The organism is Enterobacter sp. 03-F-07-AD-ECC (genome assembly GCF_047530935.1).
Taxonomy (GTDB): Bacteria; Pseudomonadota; Gammaproteobacteria; order Enterobacterales; family Enterobacteriaceae; genus Enterobacter; species Enterobacter cloacae.
In genome coordinates this window covers 15,072-31,473 of record NZ_JBLKBZ010000008.1, presented here as the reverse complement: position 1 = coordinate 31,473, position 16,402 = coordinate 15,072, and the positions used below count along the sequence as shown (strand labels likewise).

The 16,402-nt window shown below is 55.4% G+C and carries 17 protein-coding genes and 3 tRNA genes; 10 read left to right on the top strand and 10 right to left on the bottom strand.

All coding sequences use genetic code 11. From position 1 onward, the window contains the following. Positions 1-56: 56 nt before the first annotated feature. From ACMWKA_RS14055 to orn, 4 genes are all read right to left on the bottom strand, one after another. A tRNA-Gly gene (locus ACMWKA_RS14055) sits at positions 57-132 on the bottom strand. Between the two features lie 45 nt (positions 133-177). Next, positions 178-253, bottom strand: a tRNA-Gly gene (locus ACMWKA_RS14050). Positions 254-298: 45 nt separating this feature from the next. Continuing rightward, positions 299-374: transfer RNA gene (locus ACMWKA_RS14045), tRNA-Gly, on the bottom strand. A gap of 196 nt (positions 375-570) precedes the next feature. Then, positions 571-1,116, bottom strand: coding sequence for an oligoribonuclease (orn, locus tag ACMWKA_RS14040; protein ID WP_013095280.1), 546 nt, complete (start codon positions 1,114-1,116; stop codon positions 571-573). A 107-nt stretch (positions 1,117-1,223) separates the two neighbouring features. On the opposite strand from orn, the gene rsgA reads away from it, so the two are divergent. From rsgA to mscM, 3 genes are all read left to right on the top strand, one after another. Continuing rightward, positions 1,224-2,276 carry a small ribosomal subunit biogenesis GTPase RsgA gene (gene rsgA / locus ACMWKA_RS14035; protein ID WP_013095279.1) on the top strand — a complete coding sequence of 351 codons (1,053 nt, stop codon included), beginning with the start codon at positions 1,224-1,226 and terminating at the stop codon, positions 2,274-2,276. 96 nt (positions 2,277-2,372) lie between these two features. Next, positions 2,373-3,341, top strand: coding sequence for an archaetidylserine decarboxylase (asd, locus tag ACMWKA_RS14030; protein WP_013095278.1), 969 nt, complete (start codon positions 2,373-2,375; stop codon positions 3,339-3,341). Between the two features lie 19 nt (positions 3,342-3,360). Beyond that, positions 3,361-6,684, top strand: coding sequence for a miniconductance mechanosensitive channel MscM (mscM, locus tag ACMWKA_RS14025; RefSeq protein WP_029883866.1), 3,324 nt, complete (start codon positions 3,361-3,363; stop codon positions 6,682-6,684). Positions 6,685-6,727: 43 nt separating this feature from the next. On the opposite strand, the gene epmA is transcribed toward mscM, so the two are convergent. Further along, entirely contained in the window at positions 6,728-7,705 is a 978-nt protein-coding gene (gene epmA, locus ACMWKA_RS14020) for an elongation factor P--(R)-beta-lysine ligase (RefSeq protein ID WP_014830371.1), read from the bottom strand. Between the two features lie 309 nt (positions 7,706-8,014). Between epmA and frdA the strand changes: the two genes are divergently transcribed. From frdA to frdD, 4 genes are read left to right on the top strand one after another with little or no spacing between them, the layout of a single operon-like run. Beyond that, the gene (gene frdA / locus ACMWKA_RS14015) at positions 8,015-9,805 is read left to right on the top strand and encodes a fumarate reductase (quinol) flavoprotein subunit (protein ID WP_013095275.1); all 1,791 of its coding nucleotides are present in this window, start codon (positions 8,015-8,017) and stop codon (positions 9,803-9,805) included. Beyond that, positions 9,798-10,532 (top strand): fumarate reductase iron-sulfur protein, encoded by a 735-nt coding sequence (frdB, locus tag ACMWKA_RS14010; protein ID WP_013095274.1) that lies wholly within the window; start codon positions 9,798-9,800, stop codon positions 10,530-10,532. The genes frdA and frdB overlap by 8 nt, the downstream gene beginning before the upstream one ends. A gap of 10 nt (positions 10,533-10,542) precedes the next feature. Next, the gene (frdC, locus tag ACMWKA_RS14005; protein WP_013095273.1) at positions 10,543-10,938 is read left to right on the top strand and encodes a fumarate reductase subunit FrdC; all 396 of its coding nucleotides are present in this window, start codon (positions 10,543-10,545) and stop codon (positions 10,936-10,938) included. 10 nt (positions 10,939-10,948) lie between these two features. Beyond that, a complete protein-coding gene (gene frdD, locus ACMWKA_RS14000; protein WP_013095272.1) occupies positions 10,949-11,308 on the top strand; it encodes a fumarate reductase subunit FrdD in 360 nt (119 codons plus the stop codon). Positions 11,309-11,337: 29 nt separating this feature from the next. Here the strand turns inward: frdD and ampR are convergent, their stop codons facing one another. Continuing rightward, positions 11,338-12,213, bottom strand: a complete 876-nt coding sequence (ampR, locus tag ACMWKA_RS13995) for a LysR family transcriptional regulator AmpR (RefSeq protein ID WP_013095271.1) — start codon at positions 12,211-12,213, stop codon at positions 11,338-11,340. Positions 12,214-12,345: 132 nt separating this feature from the next. Here ampR and blaCMH point away from each other — a divergent pair, with 132 nt between their 5' ends. Both blaCMH and ACMWKA_RS13985 read left to right on the top strand, forming a co-directional pair. Then, a complete protein-coding gene (gene blaCMH, locus ACMWKA_RS13990; RefSeq protein WP_414760344.1) occupies positions 12,346-13,491 on the top strand; it encodes a CMH family class C beta-lactamase in 1,146 nt (381 codons plus the stop codon). A gap of 158 nt (positions 13,492-13,649) precedes the next feature. Continuing rightward, positions 13,650-14,180, top strand: a complete 531-nt coding sequence (locus tag ACMWKA_RS13985; protein ID WP_013095269.1) for a lipocalin family protein — start codon at positions 13,650-13,652, stop codon at positions 14,178-14,180. Here ACMWKA_RS13985 and sugE read toward each other — a convergent pair. Further along, positions 14,177-14,494, bottom strand: coding sequence for a quaternary ammonium compound efflux SMR transporter SugE (gene sugE, locus ACMWKA_RS13980; RefSeq protein WP_013095268.1), 318 nt, complete (start codon positions 14,492-14,494; stop codon positions 14,177-14,179). The two genes, ACMWKA_RS13985 and sugE, sit on opposite strands and share 4 nt — an antisense overlap. A 262-nt stretch (positions 14,495-14,756) precedes the next feature. On the opposite strand from sugE, the gene ACMWKA_RS13975 reads away from it, so the two are divergent. Continuing rightward, positions 14,757-15,356 (top strand): response regulator transcription factor, encoded by a 600-nt coding sequence (locus tag ACMWKA_RS13975; protein WP_020688984.1) that lies wholly within the window; start codon positions 14,757-14,759, stop codon positions 15,354-15,356. 37 nt (positions 15,357-15,393) lie between these two features. On the opposite strand, the gene ecnB is transcribed toward ACMWKA_RS13975, so the two are convergent. The 3 genes from ecnB to efp all read right to left on the bottom strand — a co-directional run bounded on the left by ecnB (position 15,394) and on the right by efp (position 16,394). Next, positions 15,394-15,540 carry a lipoprotein toxin entericidin B gene (ecnB, locus tag ACMWKA_RS13970; protein WP_003025482.1) on the bottom strand — a complete coding sequence of 49 codons (147 nt, stop codon included), beginning with the start codon at positions 15,538-15,540 and terminating at the stop codon, positions 15,394-15,396. 108 nt (positions 15,541-15,648) lie between these two features. Beyond that, entirely contained in the window at positions 15,649-15,780 is a 132-nt protein-coding gene (locus ACMWKA_RS13965; RefSeq protein WP_013095266.1) for an entericidin A/B family lipoprotein, read from the bottom strand. Between the two features lie 47 nt (positions 15,781-15,827). Continuing rightward, complete coding sequence (efp, locus tag ACMWKA_RS13960; RefSeq protein WP_014830362.1) at positions 15,828-16,394, bottom strand: elongation factor P; 567 nt, start codon at positions 16,392-16,394, stop codon at positions 15,828-15,830. Positions 16,395-16,402 lie beyond the last annotated feature (8 nt).

Sequence of the window (16,402 nt, the reverse complement as noted above, 5' to 3'; positions counted from 1 at the left end):
GAAAACGTCCCCAACGAATCTTATCGCTGTGGATATTTTTGATATCAAGAAGAATTTGGAGCGGGAAACGAGACTCGAACTCGCGACCCCGACCTTGGCAAGGTCGTGCTCTACCAACTGAGCTATTCCCGCTTGGGTGTTCTGAAGCTGTGCGTATCTTGCGATACTTTCAAATTTTGGAGCGGGAAACGAGACTCGAACTCGCGACCCCGACCTTGGCAAGGTCGTGCTCTACCAACTGAGCTATTCCCGCTTGGGTGTTCTGGTGCTGGCGTATCTTGCGATACTTTTCAAATTTTGGAGCGGGAAACGAGACTCGAACTCGCGACCCCGACCTTGGCAAGGTCGTGCTCTACCAACTGAGCTATTCCCGCAAATTTGTACTGCTTTTGTTGCTGTCGTAACGCGTATTTCTCTGTCGTTACGGGAGGCGCATTATACGAGAAATCCTTTTAGCTGCAACCCCCCTCAACGCGATTTTTTCGAAAATCAGTTCAAGTGCTTATTTAATCGGCAAGCTGAACAATTTAACGACAAAAACCCGGCCACGCAAGGCGCCAGGTCTCAAAATCACAGCTTAATAAAGTTTTCGCGATAGTACGCCAGCTCCGCGACGGACTCACGGATATCGTCCATCGCCTGATGCGTACCCTGCTTTTTAAAGCCATCGAGGATTTCGGGTTTCCAGCGGCGCGCCAGCTCTTTAAGGGTGCTCACGTCCAGATAACGGTAGTGGAAGTAAGATTCCAGCTCCGGCATGTACTTAAACAGGAAACGACGATCCTGGCCAATGCTATTACCACAGATAGGGGATTTGCCCGCCGGGACCCACTGTTTCAGAAACTCAAGCGTCGCCAGCTCCGCCTCGCGGTCGCCCATCGTGCTCGCCTTCACCCGTTCAACCAGCCCGCTGCCGGTGTGGGTACGCACGTTCCACTCATCCATCAACGCAAGCTGATCGTCGGACTGGTGCACCGCAATGGTTGGCCCTTCCGCCAGAATATTCAGGTTTGCATCGGTGACCAGCGTGGCAATCTCAATAATGCGATCGCGCTCGGGATCCAGCCCGGTCATTTCAAGATCGATCCAAATCAGGTTGTTTTCATCCGCGCTCATGTTATTTTCCACCCTTCTCGCATAACCGGCTGTAGCAGGTTAACTAGTATTAATTAGAGTGTATCATAGAGGTTTTGCCCCTTACGGGCGACCAGGAGCCAGCGCGATTGAGTAAAAATAAACTCTCCAAAGGGCAGCAGCGCCGCGTGAATGCCAATCACCAGCGCCGTCTTAAAACCACTTCGGAGAAGGTCGATTACGACGACAACCTGTTTGGTGAGCCGACGGAAGGCGTCGTCATCAGCCGTTTCGGTATGCATGCCGACGTGGAATCCGCCGACGGTGAGATCCACCGTTGCAACATTCGACGGACTATTCGTTCGCTGGTTACCGGCGATCGCGTTGTCTGGCGTCCAGGTAAAGAGGCGGCGGAAGGCGTAACGGTCAAAGGTATCGTTGAAGCGGTTCACGAGCGCACGTCGGTACTTACCCGTCCCGATTTCTACGACGGGGTAAAACCCATTGCCGCCAATATCAACCAGATCGTCATCGTCTCGGCGATTTTGCCCGAGCTGTCGCTCAATATTATCGACCGCTACCTTGTTGCCTGCGAAACGTTACAGGTTGAGCCAATCATTGTTCTGAACAAGATCGATCTGCTGGATGATGAAGGTATGGACTTCGTGAATGAGCAGATGGATATCTACCGCAAGATCGGTTATCGCGTGCTGATGGTCTCCAGCTACACCAAAGATGGCCTGAAACCCTTAGAAGAAGCGCTGACCGGGCGCATCAGTATCTTTGCGGGTCAGTCCGGCGTGGGGAAATCCAGCCTGCTGAATAATCTTCTCGGTCTCCAGCAAGAAATTCTGACTAACGATGTCTCTGATGTCTCGGGCCTGGGCCAGCACACCACTACCGCTTCTCGTCTCTACCACTTCCCGCATGGCGGCGATGTGATTGACTCTCCGGGCGTGCGTGAATTCGGTTTGTGGCACCTTGAGCCGGAACAAATCTTCAACGGATTTGTCGAATTCCATGATTATTTAGGGGCTTGCAAATACCGGGACTGTAAACACGATAACGACCCGGGCTGTGCCATCCGCGAAGCGGTCGAGAAAGGTGAGATTGCGGAGACCCGCTTTGATAACTACCACCGCATTCTTGAGAGCATGGATCAGGTAAAAACGCGTAAAAACTTTTCTGATTCTGATAACTGACAACTAAGCTAAGCATCGCTAAAATCGTCCCCTTTTTTCAGGTTCCGGCTGATTACAGCCGGATCAGGAACGACAAAAAATGGCCTGGAGGCTACCTTGTTAAACGCATTTAAACTTTCGCTTCAATACATTCTGCCAAAACTGTGGCTCACTCGCCTGGCGGGCTGGGGCGCGAGCAAACGAGCGGGCTGGCTGACCAAACTGGTCATCGACCTTTTCGTAAAATATTACAAGGTCGACATGAAAGAGGCGCAGAAGCCAGATACCGCCAGCTATCGCACCTTCAACGAATTCTTCGTGCGCCCACTGCGCGACGAAGTCCGCCCGGTTGATACCGATCCTAACGTGCTGGTCATGCCTGCGGATGGCGTGATTAGCCAGCTGGGTAACATCGAAGACGATAAAATCCTGCAGGCAAAAGGCCACAACTACAGCCTGGAAGCGCTGCTGGCGGGTAACTATCTGATGGCGGATCTGTTCCGCAACGGTACCTTCGCCACCACCTATCTCTCTCCGCGTGACTATCACCGCGTGCACATGCCGTGCAACGGGATCCTGCGTGAAATGATCTACGTGCCGGGCGATCTGTTCTCCGTGAACCACCTGACCGCGCAAAACGTTCCCAACCTGTTCGCGCGTAACGAACGCGTCATCTGCCTGTTTGATACTGAGTTTGGCCCAATGGCGCAGATTCTGGTGGGTGCAACGATTGTCGGCAGCATCGAAACGGTCTGGGCTGGAACCATCACCCCACCACGTGAAGGCGTGATCAAACGCTGGACCTGGCCTGCTGGTGAAGAAGAAGGCGCAGTCGCTCTGCTGAAAGGCCAGGAGATGGGTCGCTTCAAGCTGGGTTCCACGGTTATCAACCTCTTTGCCCCTGGCAAAGTGAAGCTGGCTGAACAGCTCCAGAGCCTGTCAGTCACCAAACTCGGCCAGCCGCTGGCGGTCTCGACTGAACCTTTCGTGACGCCGGACGCAGAGCCTGCACCGCTCCCGGAAGAAGAGATCAAGGCCGAACTTGACGCCAGCCCGCTGGTTGACGACAAAAAAGACGAAGGCTAACAACAGAAGGAACGCTGACGTGCGCCCGATTATCGTACTACTGATGGCCTGGTGCCTCAGCATGGGGGCGTACGCAGCGACAGCCCCCGACGCAAAACAGATAACCCAGGAACTGGAGCAGGCGAAAGCGGCAAAACCCGCTCAGCCAGAGACCGTGGAGTCGCTCCAGTCTGCACTGAATGCGCTTGAGGAGCGGAAAGGCTCCCTTGAGCGCGCTCAGCAATATCAGCAGGTTATCGACAACTTCCCCAAACTCTCGCAAACGCTACGCAATCAGTTGAGCAATCTGCGCGATGAACCGCGCGATGTGCCTGCTGGCATGACCTCTGACGCGTTGAATCAGGAGATCCTGCAGGTTAGCAGTCAGCTTCTGGAAAAGAGTCGTCTGGCACAGCAGGAGCAGGAACGCGCACGTGAAATCGCCGACTCGCTGAGCCAGCTTCCGCAACAGCAAACCGATGCCCGCCGTCAGCTCAACGAGGTTGAGCGCCGTATCGGTACCCAAACGGGTAACACGCCGCAGAACCAGGCGCAAAATCTGTCGCTTCAGGCTGAATCAGCCAGACTTAAAGCACTGGTCGATGAACTGGAGCTGGCGCAGCTCTCGGCAAACAACCGCCAGGAGCTGTCGCGGATGCGCTCCGAACTGGCGCAAAAGCAGAGCGAACAGCTCGATGCTTACCTGCAGGCTTTACGTAATCAACTTAACAGCCAGCGCCAGCGTGAAGCTGAGCGCGCGCTGGAAAGCACCGAGCTGCTGGCAGAAAACAGCGATAACCTGCCAGCGGGCATCGTTGACCAGTTTAAGGTTAACCGTGAGCTCTCTGCTGCACTGAATCAGCAGGCGCAGCGTATGGATCTGGTGGCGTCCCAGCAACGTCAGGCCACCAATCAAACCCTTCAGGTTCGCCAGGCGCTCAACACCCTGCGCGAGCAGTCTCAGTGGCTGGGCTCGTCCAACCTGCTGGGAGAGGCATTACGCGCCCAGGTTTCACGCCTGCCGGAGATGCCAAAACCGCAGCAGCTGGATACCGAGATGGCGCAACTGCGTGTTCAACGCCTGCACTATGAAGACCTTCTCAATAAACAGCCGCAAATCCGCCAGATCCGTCAGGCCGATGGGCAGCCTCTCACCAGCGAGCAAAACCGTATTCTGGAAGCCCAGTTGCGGACCCAGCGCGAGCTGCTGAACTCCCTGTTACAGGGCGGGGATACGCTGATTCTGGAGCTGACCAAGCTGAAGGTCTCCAACAGTCAGCTGGAAGATGCGCTGAAAGAGGTGAACGAGGCAACGCACCGTTATCTCTTCTGGACCTCTGACGTGCGCCCAATGACCTTCTCATGGCCAATCGAGATCGTTCAGGATCTGCGCCGTTTGATCTCGCTGGATACCTTTAGCCAGCTTGGAAAAGCCAGCGTGATGATGCTCACCAGCAAAGAGACCATTTTCCCTCTTCTGGGCGCGTTGATTCTGGTGGGCTTTAGCATTTACTCACGCAGACACTTCACCCGCTTCCTGGAACGCTCCAGCGCCCGGGTGGGTAAGGTTACGCAGGATCACTTCTGGCTGACGCTGCGTACCGTGTTCTGGTCAATACTTGTCGCCTCGCCGCTGCCGGTCCTGTGGATGACGCTCGGTTATGGCCTGCGGGAGGCCTGGCCCTACCCGCTCGCGGTCGCCATTGGCGATGGCGTGACCGCTACCGTCCCCCTGCTGTGGGTAGTGATGATTTGCGCCACGTTTGCGCGACCGAATGGTCTGTTCATTGCTCACTTTGGCTGGCCGCGTAACCGCGTGGCGCGCGCCATGCGTTACTACCTGATGAGCATCGGGCTGATTGTGCCGCTGATTATGGCGCTGATCATGTTTGATAATCTCAATGACCGGGAGTTTTCGGGCTCGCTGGGCCGTCTCTGCTTTATGTTGATATGCGGTGCGCTGGCCATCGTCACGCTCAGCCTGAAACGGGCTGGTATACCGCTCTATCTGGATAAAACCGGCAGCGGCGACAACATGTTCAACCGCATGCTCTGGAACCTGCTGCTGTGCGCCCCCCTGGTTGCCATGCTGGCAGCGGCGGTGGGTTACCTGGCGACCTCGCAGGCACTGCTGGCGCGACTGGAAACCTCCGTTGCCATCTGGTTCCTGCTGCTGGTGATCTATCACGTCATCCGCCGGGGGATGTTGATCCAGCGACGCCGTCTGGCGTTTGACCGCGCCAAGCATCGCCGGGCGGAGATCCTCGCCCAGCGTGCGCGAGGCGAGGATGAGCCAAACCACGTCAACAGCACCGAAGGCACGATAGATGCGGACGAGGTTGAGCTGGATCTCGACGCTATCAGCACCCAGTCTCTGCGTCTGGTACGCTCCATCCTGATGCTGATTGCGCTGCTGTCGGTGATCTTCCTGTGGTCAGAAATCCACTCCGCGTTTGGTTTCCTGGAGAACATCTCGCTGTGGGATGTGACGTCCACGGTGCAGGGTGTGGAGAGCCTGGAGCCCATAACCTTAGGTGCGGTGCTGATTGCCATTCTGGTGTTGATCATCACCACGCAGCTGGTGCGTAATTTCCCGGCACTGCTGGAGCTGGCGCTGTTGCAGCACCTGGATTTAACCCCCGGTACGGGCTATGCCATTACCACCATCACCAAATACCTGATTCTGCTCTTTGGCGGGATGGTTGGATTCTCCATGATTGGTATTGAGTGGTCTAAATTGCAGTGGCTGGTTGCCGCGCTGACGTTTGGTCTGGGCTTTGGCATGCAGGAGATTTTCGCTAACTTTGTGTCCGGCCTGATTATCCTGTTTGAAAAACCGATTCGTATTGGCGATACGGTGACGATCCGCGATCTGACAGGCAGCATCACCAAAATCAACACCCGCGCCACCACGATCAGCGACTGGGATCGCAAAGAGATCATCGTGCCCAACAAGGCGTTTATCACCGAGCAGTTTATCAACTGGTCGCTGTCAGACTCTGTCACGCGTGTGGTGCTGACGGTACCAGCGCCCTCGGATGCCAACAGTGAAGAGGTCACACAGATCCTCTACACCGCCGCCGAACGCTGCACGCTGGTCCTTGATAACCCGGCGCCGGAAGTGTTCCTGGTCGATCTCCAGCAGGGTATCCAGATTTTCGAATTGCGTATTTACGCCGCCGAAATGGGGCACCGTATGCCGCTGCGCCATGAGATCCACCAGCTGATTCTGGCTGGCTTCCGTGAGCACGGTATTGATATGCCGTTCCCACCGTTCCAGATGCGTCTGGAAAGCCTGGACGGACTTAAGACAGGAAAAACATTAACCTCTGCGGCGCGTAAACGCCCGGCGGGGAGTTTGTAAGCCAGCCAGTACCCCCTCTCCCGTGGGAGAGGGGGTACTGCCGTCAGGCTCGATCGACGGTAAAAGCAATCACATCGCCCAGCTGTTCTGCGCCCAGCGCCAGCATCACCAGACGATCCACACCCAACGCCACGCCAGAACAATCCGGCAGACCCGCTTTCAGGGCCTCCAGCAGGTTAGTATCAATAGGCTGCTGCGGCAGACCGCGCGCGGCGCGCTTGCGGTTATCCTGCTCAAAACGCTGCTGCTGTTCGCGGGCGTCGGTCAGTTCGTGGAAACCATTCGCCAGCTCAATGCCCTTGTAATAGACCTCAAAACGCTCCGCCACGCGGTGATCTTCAGTGCTGATCTGCGCCAGAGAAGCCTGGCTTGCCGGGAAGTGGTAGACGAAAGTCGGACGATCTTTGCCAATCTGCGGTTCAACCCCAAAGGTGAAGAGCAGTTGCAGCAGCGTGTCGCGATCTTCTTCAGTATCCGCCACGTTGCTCAGATCCAGTTTTGCCGCAACTTCGCGCAGCTGGGTTTTGTCCGCTGACAGTGGATCAATTTCCAGATAACGCTGGAAAGCCTGCTGATAAGAGAGCGTTTCCGCTTCTGAGCAGTCGAGAACCTGCTGCAGCAGATCGTCTACCTCGTTCATCAGGCGGTACATATCGTAATGTGGACGGTACCACTCCAGCATGGTGAATTCCGGATTATGGTGACGCCCCATCTCTTCATTACGGAAACTGCGGCACAACTGATACACCGGGCCACACCCTGCCGCCAGCAGGCGTTTCATGTGGTATTCCGGGCTGGTCATCAGCCAGAGGTTCATGCCCTGAGAATGACCGGGGCCAACAAAACGGGTTTCAAACGGCACCAGATGTATATCCGTTACCGTAGCCTGACTCATGCACGGCGTTTCCACCTCAAGGACTCCGCGGTCGGCAAAGAAGCGGCGGATCTCCGCCATAATTGCAGCGCGTTTCAGCAGATTGGGGATGGATGCGCTCGGCTGCCAGGTGGCCGTTTCGCTCATGGGTAATTCTCCGATTTCAGACAAGGGCACGAAGTCTACTCGTTAGCACGGACAGAGACAAATTTTGCGCAATAAAAATCGCATTTCATTTAGGGCAACTATCACGTGACGGAATTCATCATTCACGATGATAAATCACCGCACAGAACAGCAAAAAAATCGAACACGTCAAATTTCCCTGCCGTTCGCGCGGTTATACTTCTTTACCCATAAAGGAGCAGTGGAAACGCTTTCGCAATCGTCCTTGCGGACAGGTGGGCTACCTTTAGTTTATCGCGTTGCGAAATAACAAAAATCTGGAGGAATGTCGTGCAAACTTTTCAAGCCGATCTTGCCGTAATAGGCGCTGGCGGAGCGGGATTACGTGCTGCGATTGCTGCAGCACAGGCTAATCCCAACGCTAAAATCGCACTGATTTCAAAAGTCTATCCGATGCGCAGCCACACGGTTGCCGCAGAAGGAGGATCCGCCGCCGTTGCGCAGGATCATGACAGCTTCGAATACCATTTCCACGACACGGTTGCAGGGGGCGACTGGCTTTGCGAACAGGATGTCGTTGACTACTTTGTACACCACTGTCCAACGGAAATGACCCAGCTTGAACAGTGGGGCTGCCCGTGGAGCCGCCGTCCGGACGGCAGCGTCAACGTTCGTCGCTTCGGCGGAATGAAAATTGAACGCACCTGGTTTGCCGCCGATAAGACTGGCTTCCACATGCTGCACACCCTGTTCCAGACCTCCCTTCAGTTCCCACAAATCCAGCGTTTTGACGAACATTTTGTCCTCGATATTCTGGTCGATGACGGTCACGCGCGCGGTCTGGTGGCGATGAACATGATGGAAGGCACGCTCGTGCAGATCCGCGCTAACGCGGTAGTGATGGCAACGGGCGGCGCGGGCCGGGTTTACCGCTACAACACCAACGGCGGCATCGTCACCGGTGACGGTATGGGCATGGCGCTCAGCCACGGCGTGCCGCTGCGCGATATGGAATTTGTCCAGTATCACCCTACCGGCCTGCCGGGTTCCGGCATTCTGATGACGGAAGGTTGCCGTGGCGAAGGCGGTATTCTGGTCAACAAGAATGGCTACCGTTATCTGCAGGATTACGGCATGGGCCCGGAAACGCCGCTCGGTGAGCCGAAAAACAAATACATGGAGCTCGGCCCGCGCGACAAAGTGTCTCAGGCCTTCTGGCATGAGTGGCGCAAAGGCAACACGATCTCCACGCCGCGTGGCGATGTGGTCTACCTCGATCTGCGTCACCTCGGCGAGAAGAAACTGCTGGAACGTCTGCCGTTCATCTGCGAGCTCGCAAAAGCCTACGTAGGTGTCGACCCGGTGAAAGAGCCGATTCCGGTACGCCCAACAGCGCACTACACCATGGGTGGGATCGAAACCGACCAGCAGTGTGAAACGCGCATCAAAGGGTTGTTCGCCGTCGGCGAATGCTCCTCTGTCGGCCTGCACGGTGCCAACCGTCTCGGGTCAAACTCGCTGGCGGAGCTGGTTGTCTTTGGCCGCATGGCGGGCGAACGCGCGATGGAGCGTGCCGCAACGGCGGGCGAAGCCAACGGCGCAGCACTGGACGCGCAGGTCGCTGACGTAGAGAAACGGCTGAAGGATCTGGTCAATCAGGAAGGCAACGAAAACTGGTCGAAAATCCGCGACGAAATGGGCATGTCGATGGAAGAGGGCTGCGGTATCTACCGTACACCAGAGCTGATGCAGAAAACTGTCGATAAGCTGGCGGAACTGCAGGAGCGTTTCAAACGCGTGCGCATCACCGACACCTCCAGCGTGTTCAACACCGACCTGCTTTATACCATCGAGCTCGGTCACGGCCTGAACGTCGCGGAATGTATGGCGCACTCTGCGCTGGCACGCAAAGAGTCACGCGGGGCACATCAGCGTCTTGATGAGGGCTGCACCGAGCGTGACGACGTCAATTTCCTGAAACACACCCTCGCCTGGCGCGACGCGGATGGCACCACTCGTCTGGACTACAGCGACGTGAAGATCACAACGCTGCCACCGGCTAAACGCGTTTACGGCGCAGAAGCAGAAGCCGCCGAGAAGAAGGAGAAGGCGAATGGCTGAGATGCAAACACTGAAAGTTGAAGTGGTGCGCTACAACCCGGAAGTGGACACCGCGCCACACAGCGCTTTCTATGAAGTGCCCTATGACGAGCAAACCTCTCTGCTGGATGCGCTCGGCTATATCAAGGATAACCTGGCACCGGACCTGAGCTATCGCTGGTCCTGCCGCATGGCCATCTGCGGCTCCTGCGGCATGATGGTGAACAAAGTACCGAAACTGGCCTGTAAAACCTTCCTGCGTGATTACACCAAAGGCATCAAGGTTGAAGCGCTGGGCAACTTCCCGATTGAGCGCGATCTGGTGGTCGATATGACCCACTTTATCGAAAGCCTGGAAGCCATTAAGCCGTACATCATTGGCAACCCGCGCACGCCGGATCAGGGACCGAATACCCAGACGCCCGCCCAGATGGCGAAATACCATCAGTTCTCCGGGTGCATCAACTGCGGTCTTTGCTACGCCGCGTGTCCACAGTTTGGTCTGAACCCTGAGTTCATCGGCCCGGCGGCGATCACGCTGGCGCACCGCTACAACGAGGATAGCCGCGACCACGGTAAAAAAGAACGTATGCCGCAGCTTAACAGCCAGAACGGCGTCTGGAGCTGTACTTTTGTGGGCTACTGCTCCGAAGTCTGTCCGAAGCACGTCGACCCGGCCGCCGCTATTCAGCAGGGTAAAGTGGAAAGCTCGAAAGACTTTCTTATCGCCACCCTGAAACCACGCTAAGGAGTGCATGATGACGACTAAACGCAAAGCCTACGTGCGGCCGATGCCGTCCACCTGGTGGAAGAAACTGCCGTTTTATCGCTTCTATATGCTGCGTGAAGGCACTGCGGTGCCTGCGGTCTGGTTCAGCCTTGAACTGATGTATGGCGTCTTTGCCCTCAAACATGGCCCTGAAACCTGGGCCAGTTTTGTCGGGTTCCTGCAAAACCCGATCATCGTGATCCTGAACCTGATTGTGCTCGCGGCCGCCCTGCTTCATACCAAAACCTGGTTTGAACTGGCGCCAAAAGCGGCGAATATTATCGTAAAAGGCGAGAAAATGGGGCCAGAGCCGGTCATTAAAGGGCTTTGGGCAGTGACGGCAGTGGTCTCTGTGGTCATTCTGTTTGTCGCACTGTTCTGGTAAGGAGACTATTGTGATCAATCCAAATCCAAAACGTTCAGACGAGCCGGTCTTCTGGGGCCTCTTTGGCGCAGGCGGCATGTGGAGTGCCATCATTGCGCCTGTCATTATCCTGCTGGTCGGCATTATGCTGCCGCTGGGTCTGTTCCCCGGTGATGCGCTGAGCTATGAGCGCGTCCTGGCATTTGCAGGTAGCTTTATTGGCCGGGTATTCATCTTCCTGATGATTGTCCTGCCGCTGTGGTGCGGCCTGCACCGTATCCATCATGCGATGCATGATCTTAAGATCCACGTACCGAGCGGTAAATGGGTGTTCTACGGTCTGGCAACCATCCTGACCGTGGTAACACTGATTGCCGTAGTCACTATCTGACACACCAGGCCCGCCCTCCGGCGGGCCTGTTATTTCTGCATCTTCCCCACCAGCCACTGAGCAAATTCACGCATTGCCGGGGTTTGGGCGCGTGACTGCAGCCGCGTTAGCCAGTAACTGCCAAGATCAATCTGCGTCGTAAACGGCTGCACAATGCGCTCGCTGTTCAGCAGATGGGTAAACATATCGACAGGGGCGATAGCAATGCCTGTGCCTGTCTGTGCGGCCTCCAGCATAGTGACCGACGAATCAAACACCATCACCCGATGCGTGGGTGAAGGCGGGTTTTCTCCGGCGGCCTGCATCCAGGCTGTCCACTCATCGCGCCGGTAAGAGCGCAGCAGGGTAAACTTCAGGATATCGGCAGGGGTGTGCAGCGCGGCTGCAATGTCCGGCGTGCAAAGTGGTGCCAGCGGCGCTGAACAGAGGAACGTCGCCTCCGTGCCGTGCCACGCCCCCCCACCGTAGCGAATGGTGTAATCAAGCCCCTCAGCTGCCGGATCGACGCGATTGTTGTGCGTGGAAAGCTGAAGATCGATATGCGGATAACTGCGACGGAAATCATCCAGCTGTGAGAATAACACCCCAGTGGCAAAGGTCCCCACCACGCCAATTTTCAGCTTCTCCTGCGCCCGATGGTTAGCAAAGCGATCCAGCATGCCTGCGATACGATCGAAGGAGTCATTCAGCACCGGCAGCAGATTCTCGCCTTCGGTGGTTAACATCAACCCGCGCGAAACGCGGACAAACAGCTGGCAGTTAAGGTGTTGCTCCAGCGCCTTCACGTGCTGGCTAATCGCGGAATGGGTCACATTCAGCTCAATCGCAGCATGAGTAAAACTGAGATGCCTGGCGGCGGCTTCGAACGCCCGAAGCGAATTAAGAGGGAGATAGCTGCGTGTCATGGTCCCTTCCGTTAGAAAAATTAACAGCTAATGCTAAATTTAACCGTTTGTCAGCCTCAGTCAAATCACCCAGACTACGAACGTCTGACGGGCCCGGACATCCCCTTGATTCGCTATTACGGAAGATAACTGATGATGAAAAAATCCCTAAGCTGCGCCCTGCTGCTCAGCGTTGCTTGCTCTGCTTTTGCCGCGCCGATGTCAGAAAAACAGCTGGCTGACGTCGTGGAACGTACTATTACGACCCTGATGAAGGCGCAGGCCATACCCGGAATGGCCGTGGCCGTCATTTATCAGGGCCAGCCACACTATTTTACTTTCGGTAAAGCAGACGTCGCGGCGAATAAGCCCGTCACGCCGCAAACCTTATTTGAGCTGGGCTCCGTCAGCAAAACCTTCACCGGCGTGCTGGGTGGCGATGCCATTGCCCGCAAAGAGATTTCGCTGGCCGACCCGGTCACGAAATATTGGCCTGAATTGACGGGCAAGCAGTGGCAAGGCATTCGCCTGCTCGACCTGGCAACCTATACCGAAGGCGGATTGCCGTTGCAGGTACCGGATGATGTCACCGATAATGCCTCTCTGCTGCGTTTCTACCAGTCCTGGCAGCCAAAGTGGGCCCCGGGTACCACGCGTCTGTACGCCAACACCAGCATCGGCCTGTTTGGCTCACTGGCCGTTAAACCTTCCGGCATGCGCTTCGAGCAGGCCATGGTGGAGCGGGTCTTTAAGCCCCTGAAACTCAACCATACGTGGATAAACGTTCCACACGCTGAAGAGCCGTACTACGCATGGGGTTATCGTGAGGGAAAAGCGGTCCACGTTTCGCCTGGAATGCTGGATGCAGAAGCCTATGGCGTGAAATCTAACGTCAAAGATATGGCGAGCTGGTTGATGGCCAATATGGCACCTGAGACACTCCCGCAGTCCACTCTGCAGCAGGGTATTGCGCTGGCGCAGTCTCGCTACTGGCGCGTGGGTGCCATGTATCAAGGGTTAGGCTGGGAGATGCTCAACTGGCCGGTCGACGTCAAAACCGTGGTGGATGGCAGCGACAATAAGGTCGCACTGGCGCCGTTGCCGGTCGCAGAAGTGAATCCTCCGGCTCCGCCAGTAAAAGCCTCCTGGGTGCATAAAACGGGCTCTACGGGTGGGTTTGGCAGCTACGTGGCGTTTATTCCTGAAAAGCAGATCGGTATTGTGATGCTCGCAAATAAAAGCTATCCGAACCCGGTACGGGTGGAAACGGCTTACCGTATCCTCGACGCGCTACAGTAAACCTTTGCCGGGTGGTGGCTTCGCCTTACCCGGCCTACAAAATTTACGCGTTGTGTAGGCCGGGTAAGCGCAGCGCCACCCGGCGAAACACGCTGCACAATCTTCCGCAATTTCCCTGCTGTCATCTACACTTAACAAAAAACAGTAAGGAAACTCCTATGCGCATTCTGCCTGTTATCGCCGCGGTGACAGCCGCGTTTTTAGTGGTTGCCTGCAGTTCCCCTACCCCTCCCTCCGGCGTCACTGTTGTAAGTAATTTCGACGCTCAACGTTTCCTCGGAACCTGGTATGAAATCGCCCGGCTCGACCATCGGTTTGAGCGGGGGTTAGAGAAAGTCACAGCACATTACAGTTCGATGGACGACGGGGGTATTCAGGTGATCAACCGTGGATACAATCCGGATCGGCAGATGTGGCAACAGTCGACGGGAAAAGCGTACTTTACCGGCGACCCGCGCCGGGCCGCGCTAAAAGTCTCGTTCTTTGGCCCGTTCTATGGCGGGTACAATGTCATCGCCCTCGACAGAGAGTACCGCCATGCGCTGGTCTGCGGGCCGGATCGCGACTATTTATGGATACTCTCCCGCACGCCGACCATTTCGTCAGAGATGAAACAGCAGATGCTGGACGTTGCGACCCGGCAAGGGTTTGATGTGTCAAAACTCATCTGGGTAGAACAACCGCATTAGTGGGCGCTGAGTTTCAGCCCAATGATACCGCACACAATCAACGCGAGGCTGGCGATACGCGCCAGACTCGCCGACTCTCCCAGCAGCAAAATCCCGGTAATCGCCGCGCCCACTGCACCAATGCCCGTCCAGACAGCATAGGCCGTCCCCACCGGCAAAGAGCGCATCGCCCAGGAGAGCAGCACAATACTCACAATCATGGCGGTAACGGTAATCACGCTGGGTGTCAGGCGGGTAAATCCGTGGGTGTACTTCAGACCAATTGCCCAAACTACTTCGAGCAGACCGGCGATAACAAGAATAATCCAGGACATTTCAGGCTCCTTAACTTAACTGCAAGTTGGGGCCGTCCCCGGTGAACGAAACGCTTACGGGTCGTCCCGTAAGGCATAGATTAGGTCACTTATTTTGGTTAACGAACGATTTTTTTTCAATCCCTTTGTGCTGAACCTGTTAAGGCAAGAAATAGCCTCAGTATGGCGCGTAGTTCAGGCATTTATCACTCATCCGACTTCTCTATCATGATGTGCTTTCTGATGGCAGGAAGCCAAACCACTAGCCGACTGCGAATCTATTATGTTCAAAATTCTTTTGATTGACCGTTGTCACTTCACCCGCGCGGGGTTTGAAGCATGGCTCAATCATTCCGGTTTGTTTCCCGGGCACTTCGTCGTGACCGGGCTGAATAATCTCATCCTCGCCAGAGAGCATATTCTGCAGTGGGATCCATCGGTAGTTATCGCCGATCTGCACGGCTTTATGCAGGACATTCACCATTTCCAGCAGCTTTCTTCCCTGCTGAACGCCAGTGAAAAAGTGCCTTTCATTTTGCTGCAGTCGGGGGAAGATAAAGAGATGGCAGGCTTTCTGTCCCAATTTCCGATATGGGCTTCGCTTACCAAAAATGTCGGACTGGAGACGCTGGCGACGGTCATCAACGACGCCCTGACGACTCGCGCAAGCGTTGAGATCCCTGCGGTCGCAGCCCCTCTGCTCACTCGCCAGGAGGAGAAGGTGTTGACGCTGTGGATGGATGGCGCAAGCAATCAGAAGATTGCCACTCACCTGAGTATCAATGGAAAAACGGTCTATACCTATAAGCGAAATATCCGCATGAAATTGCATATGGATACGCGCTTTTCCCCGTTTTTATCTCTGCAGGAATCAGAAAACTGACGGTACGAAACCCGTCCGGGCCCGTACCGTTTTTAAATTACTGCTGAGCTTTTGTTGCCGCGCCGGAGATTGCACTACCGCCTTCAGAAATGTCCTGACCAACGCCGCGCGTGGTATTACAGGCCGTTAATACTGAAGAAAGTACCAGAACTGAAAAGATCGCTGCAATTGTCTTCTTAACCATAATATCTTCCTTTTATAGCCAGAGTTGTTTTGTGTATAGCAACTTAAGAATAGACAAGATCCCGCCAGTTGACGGAAAAGGAAGCATTTTTAGGAAAATTAGACGGGATTAGCTGGCGGCGTGAGAAATGATATGGCCGAGATCCTGGATATCCTCCCCCATTCCACGTGTGGTATTACAGCCGGAAAGCAACGCGCTGGACAGCGCTAACAGAAGCAGAATTTTAACGGTGCGTTTCATCATCCCTGCCTGCAAAAATCAGGCGCAGCAACGCTGCGCCTTAACACTTACTTCACGCGAGATACGTATTCGCCGGAGCGGGTATCCACTTTGATCACTTCGCCAGTCTGTACGAACAGTGGCACTTTAACCACGGCACCGGTAGACAGTTTCGCTGGCTTACCACCTGTACCGGCGGTGTCACCTTTCAGACCTGGGTCAGTTTCAACGATTTCCAGTTCAACGAAGTTCGGTGGGGTAACCGCGATAGGCTGGCCGTTCCACAGGGTCACGATGCACTCAGCCTGATCCAGCAGCCATTTGTCGCTATCGCCAATGGCTTTAGCGTCAGCAGACAGCTGTTCGAACGTTTCGTTGTTCATGAAGTGCCAGAACTCACCGTCGTTGTACAGGTAAGTCAGGTTCATATCGACAACATCAGCGCCTTCAGCGGAGTCAGTAGACTTGAAGGTTTTTTCGACACGGGTACCGGTCAGCAGGCGGCGCAGCTTAACGCGTGCAAATGCCTGGCCTTTACCTGGTTTAACGAATTCGCTGGCTTCAACCGCATACGGTTCGCCGTCCAACATGATTTTAAGACCAGCACGAAAATCGTTGCTATAGTACGTTGCCATAAGGCCCT

What these genes read in the sequence shown, in the direction of transcription:
- orn (WP_013095280.1), bottom strand. Translation starts at nt 1,116, where the DNA reads ATGAGCGCGGATGAAAACAACCTGATTTGGATCGATCTTGAAATGACC.
- epmA (WP_014830371.1), bottom strand. Translation starts at nt 7,705, where the DNA reads ATGAGCGAAACGGCCACCTGGCAGCCGAGCGCATCCATCCCCAATCTG.
- frdB (WP_013095274.1), top strand. Translation starts at nt 9,798, where the DNA reads ATGGCTGAGATGCAAACACTGAAAGTTGAAGTGGTGCGCTACAACCCG.
- frdC (WP_013095273.1), top strand. Translation starts at nt 10,543, where the DNA reads ATGACGACTAAACGCAAAGCCTACGTGCGGCCGATGCCGTCCACCTGG.
- ampR (WP_013095271.1), bottom strand. Translation starts at nt 12,213, where the DNA reads ATGACACGCAGCTATCTCCCTCTTAATTCGCTTCGGGCGTTCGAAGCC.
- blaCMH (WP_414760344.1), top strand. Translation starts at nt 12,346, where the DNA reads ATGATGAAAAAATCCCTAAGCTGCGCCCTGCTGCTCAGCGTTGCTTGC.
- ACMWKA_RS13985 (WP_013095269.1), top strand. Translation starts at nt 13,650, where the DNA reads ATGCGCATTCTGCCTGTTATCGCCGCGGTGACAGCCGCGTTTTTAGTG.
- sugE (WP_013095268.1), bottom strand. Translation starts at nt 14,494, where the DNA reads ATGTCCTGGATTATTCTTGTTATCGCCGGTCTGCTCGAAGTAGTTTGG.
- ACMWKA_RS13975 (WP_020688984.1), top strand. Translation starts at nt 14,757, where the DNA reads ATGTTCAAAATTCTTTTGATTGACCGTTGTCACTTCACCCGCGCGGGG.
- ecnB (WP_003025482.1), bottom strand. Translation starts at nt 15,540, where the DNA reads ATGGTTAAGAAGACAATTGCAGCGATCTTTTCAGTTCTGGTACTTTCT.
- ACMWKA_RS13965 (WP_013095266.1), bottom strand. Translation starts at nt 15,780, where the DNA reads ATGAAACGCACCGTTAAAATTCTGCTTCTGTTAGCGCTGTCCAGCGCG.
- efp (WP_014830362.1), bottom strand. Translation starts at nt 16,394, where the DNA reads ATGGCAACGTACTATAGCAACGATTTTCGTGCTGGTCTTAAAATCATG.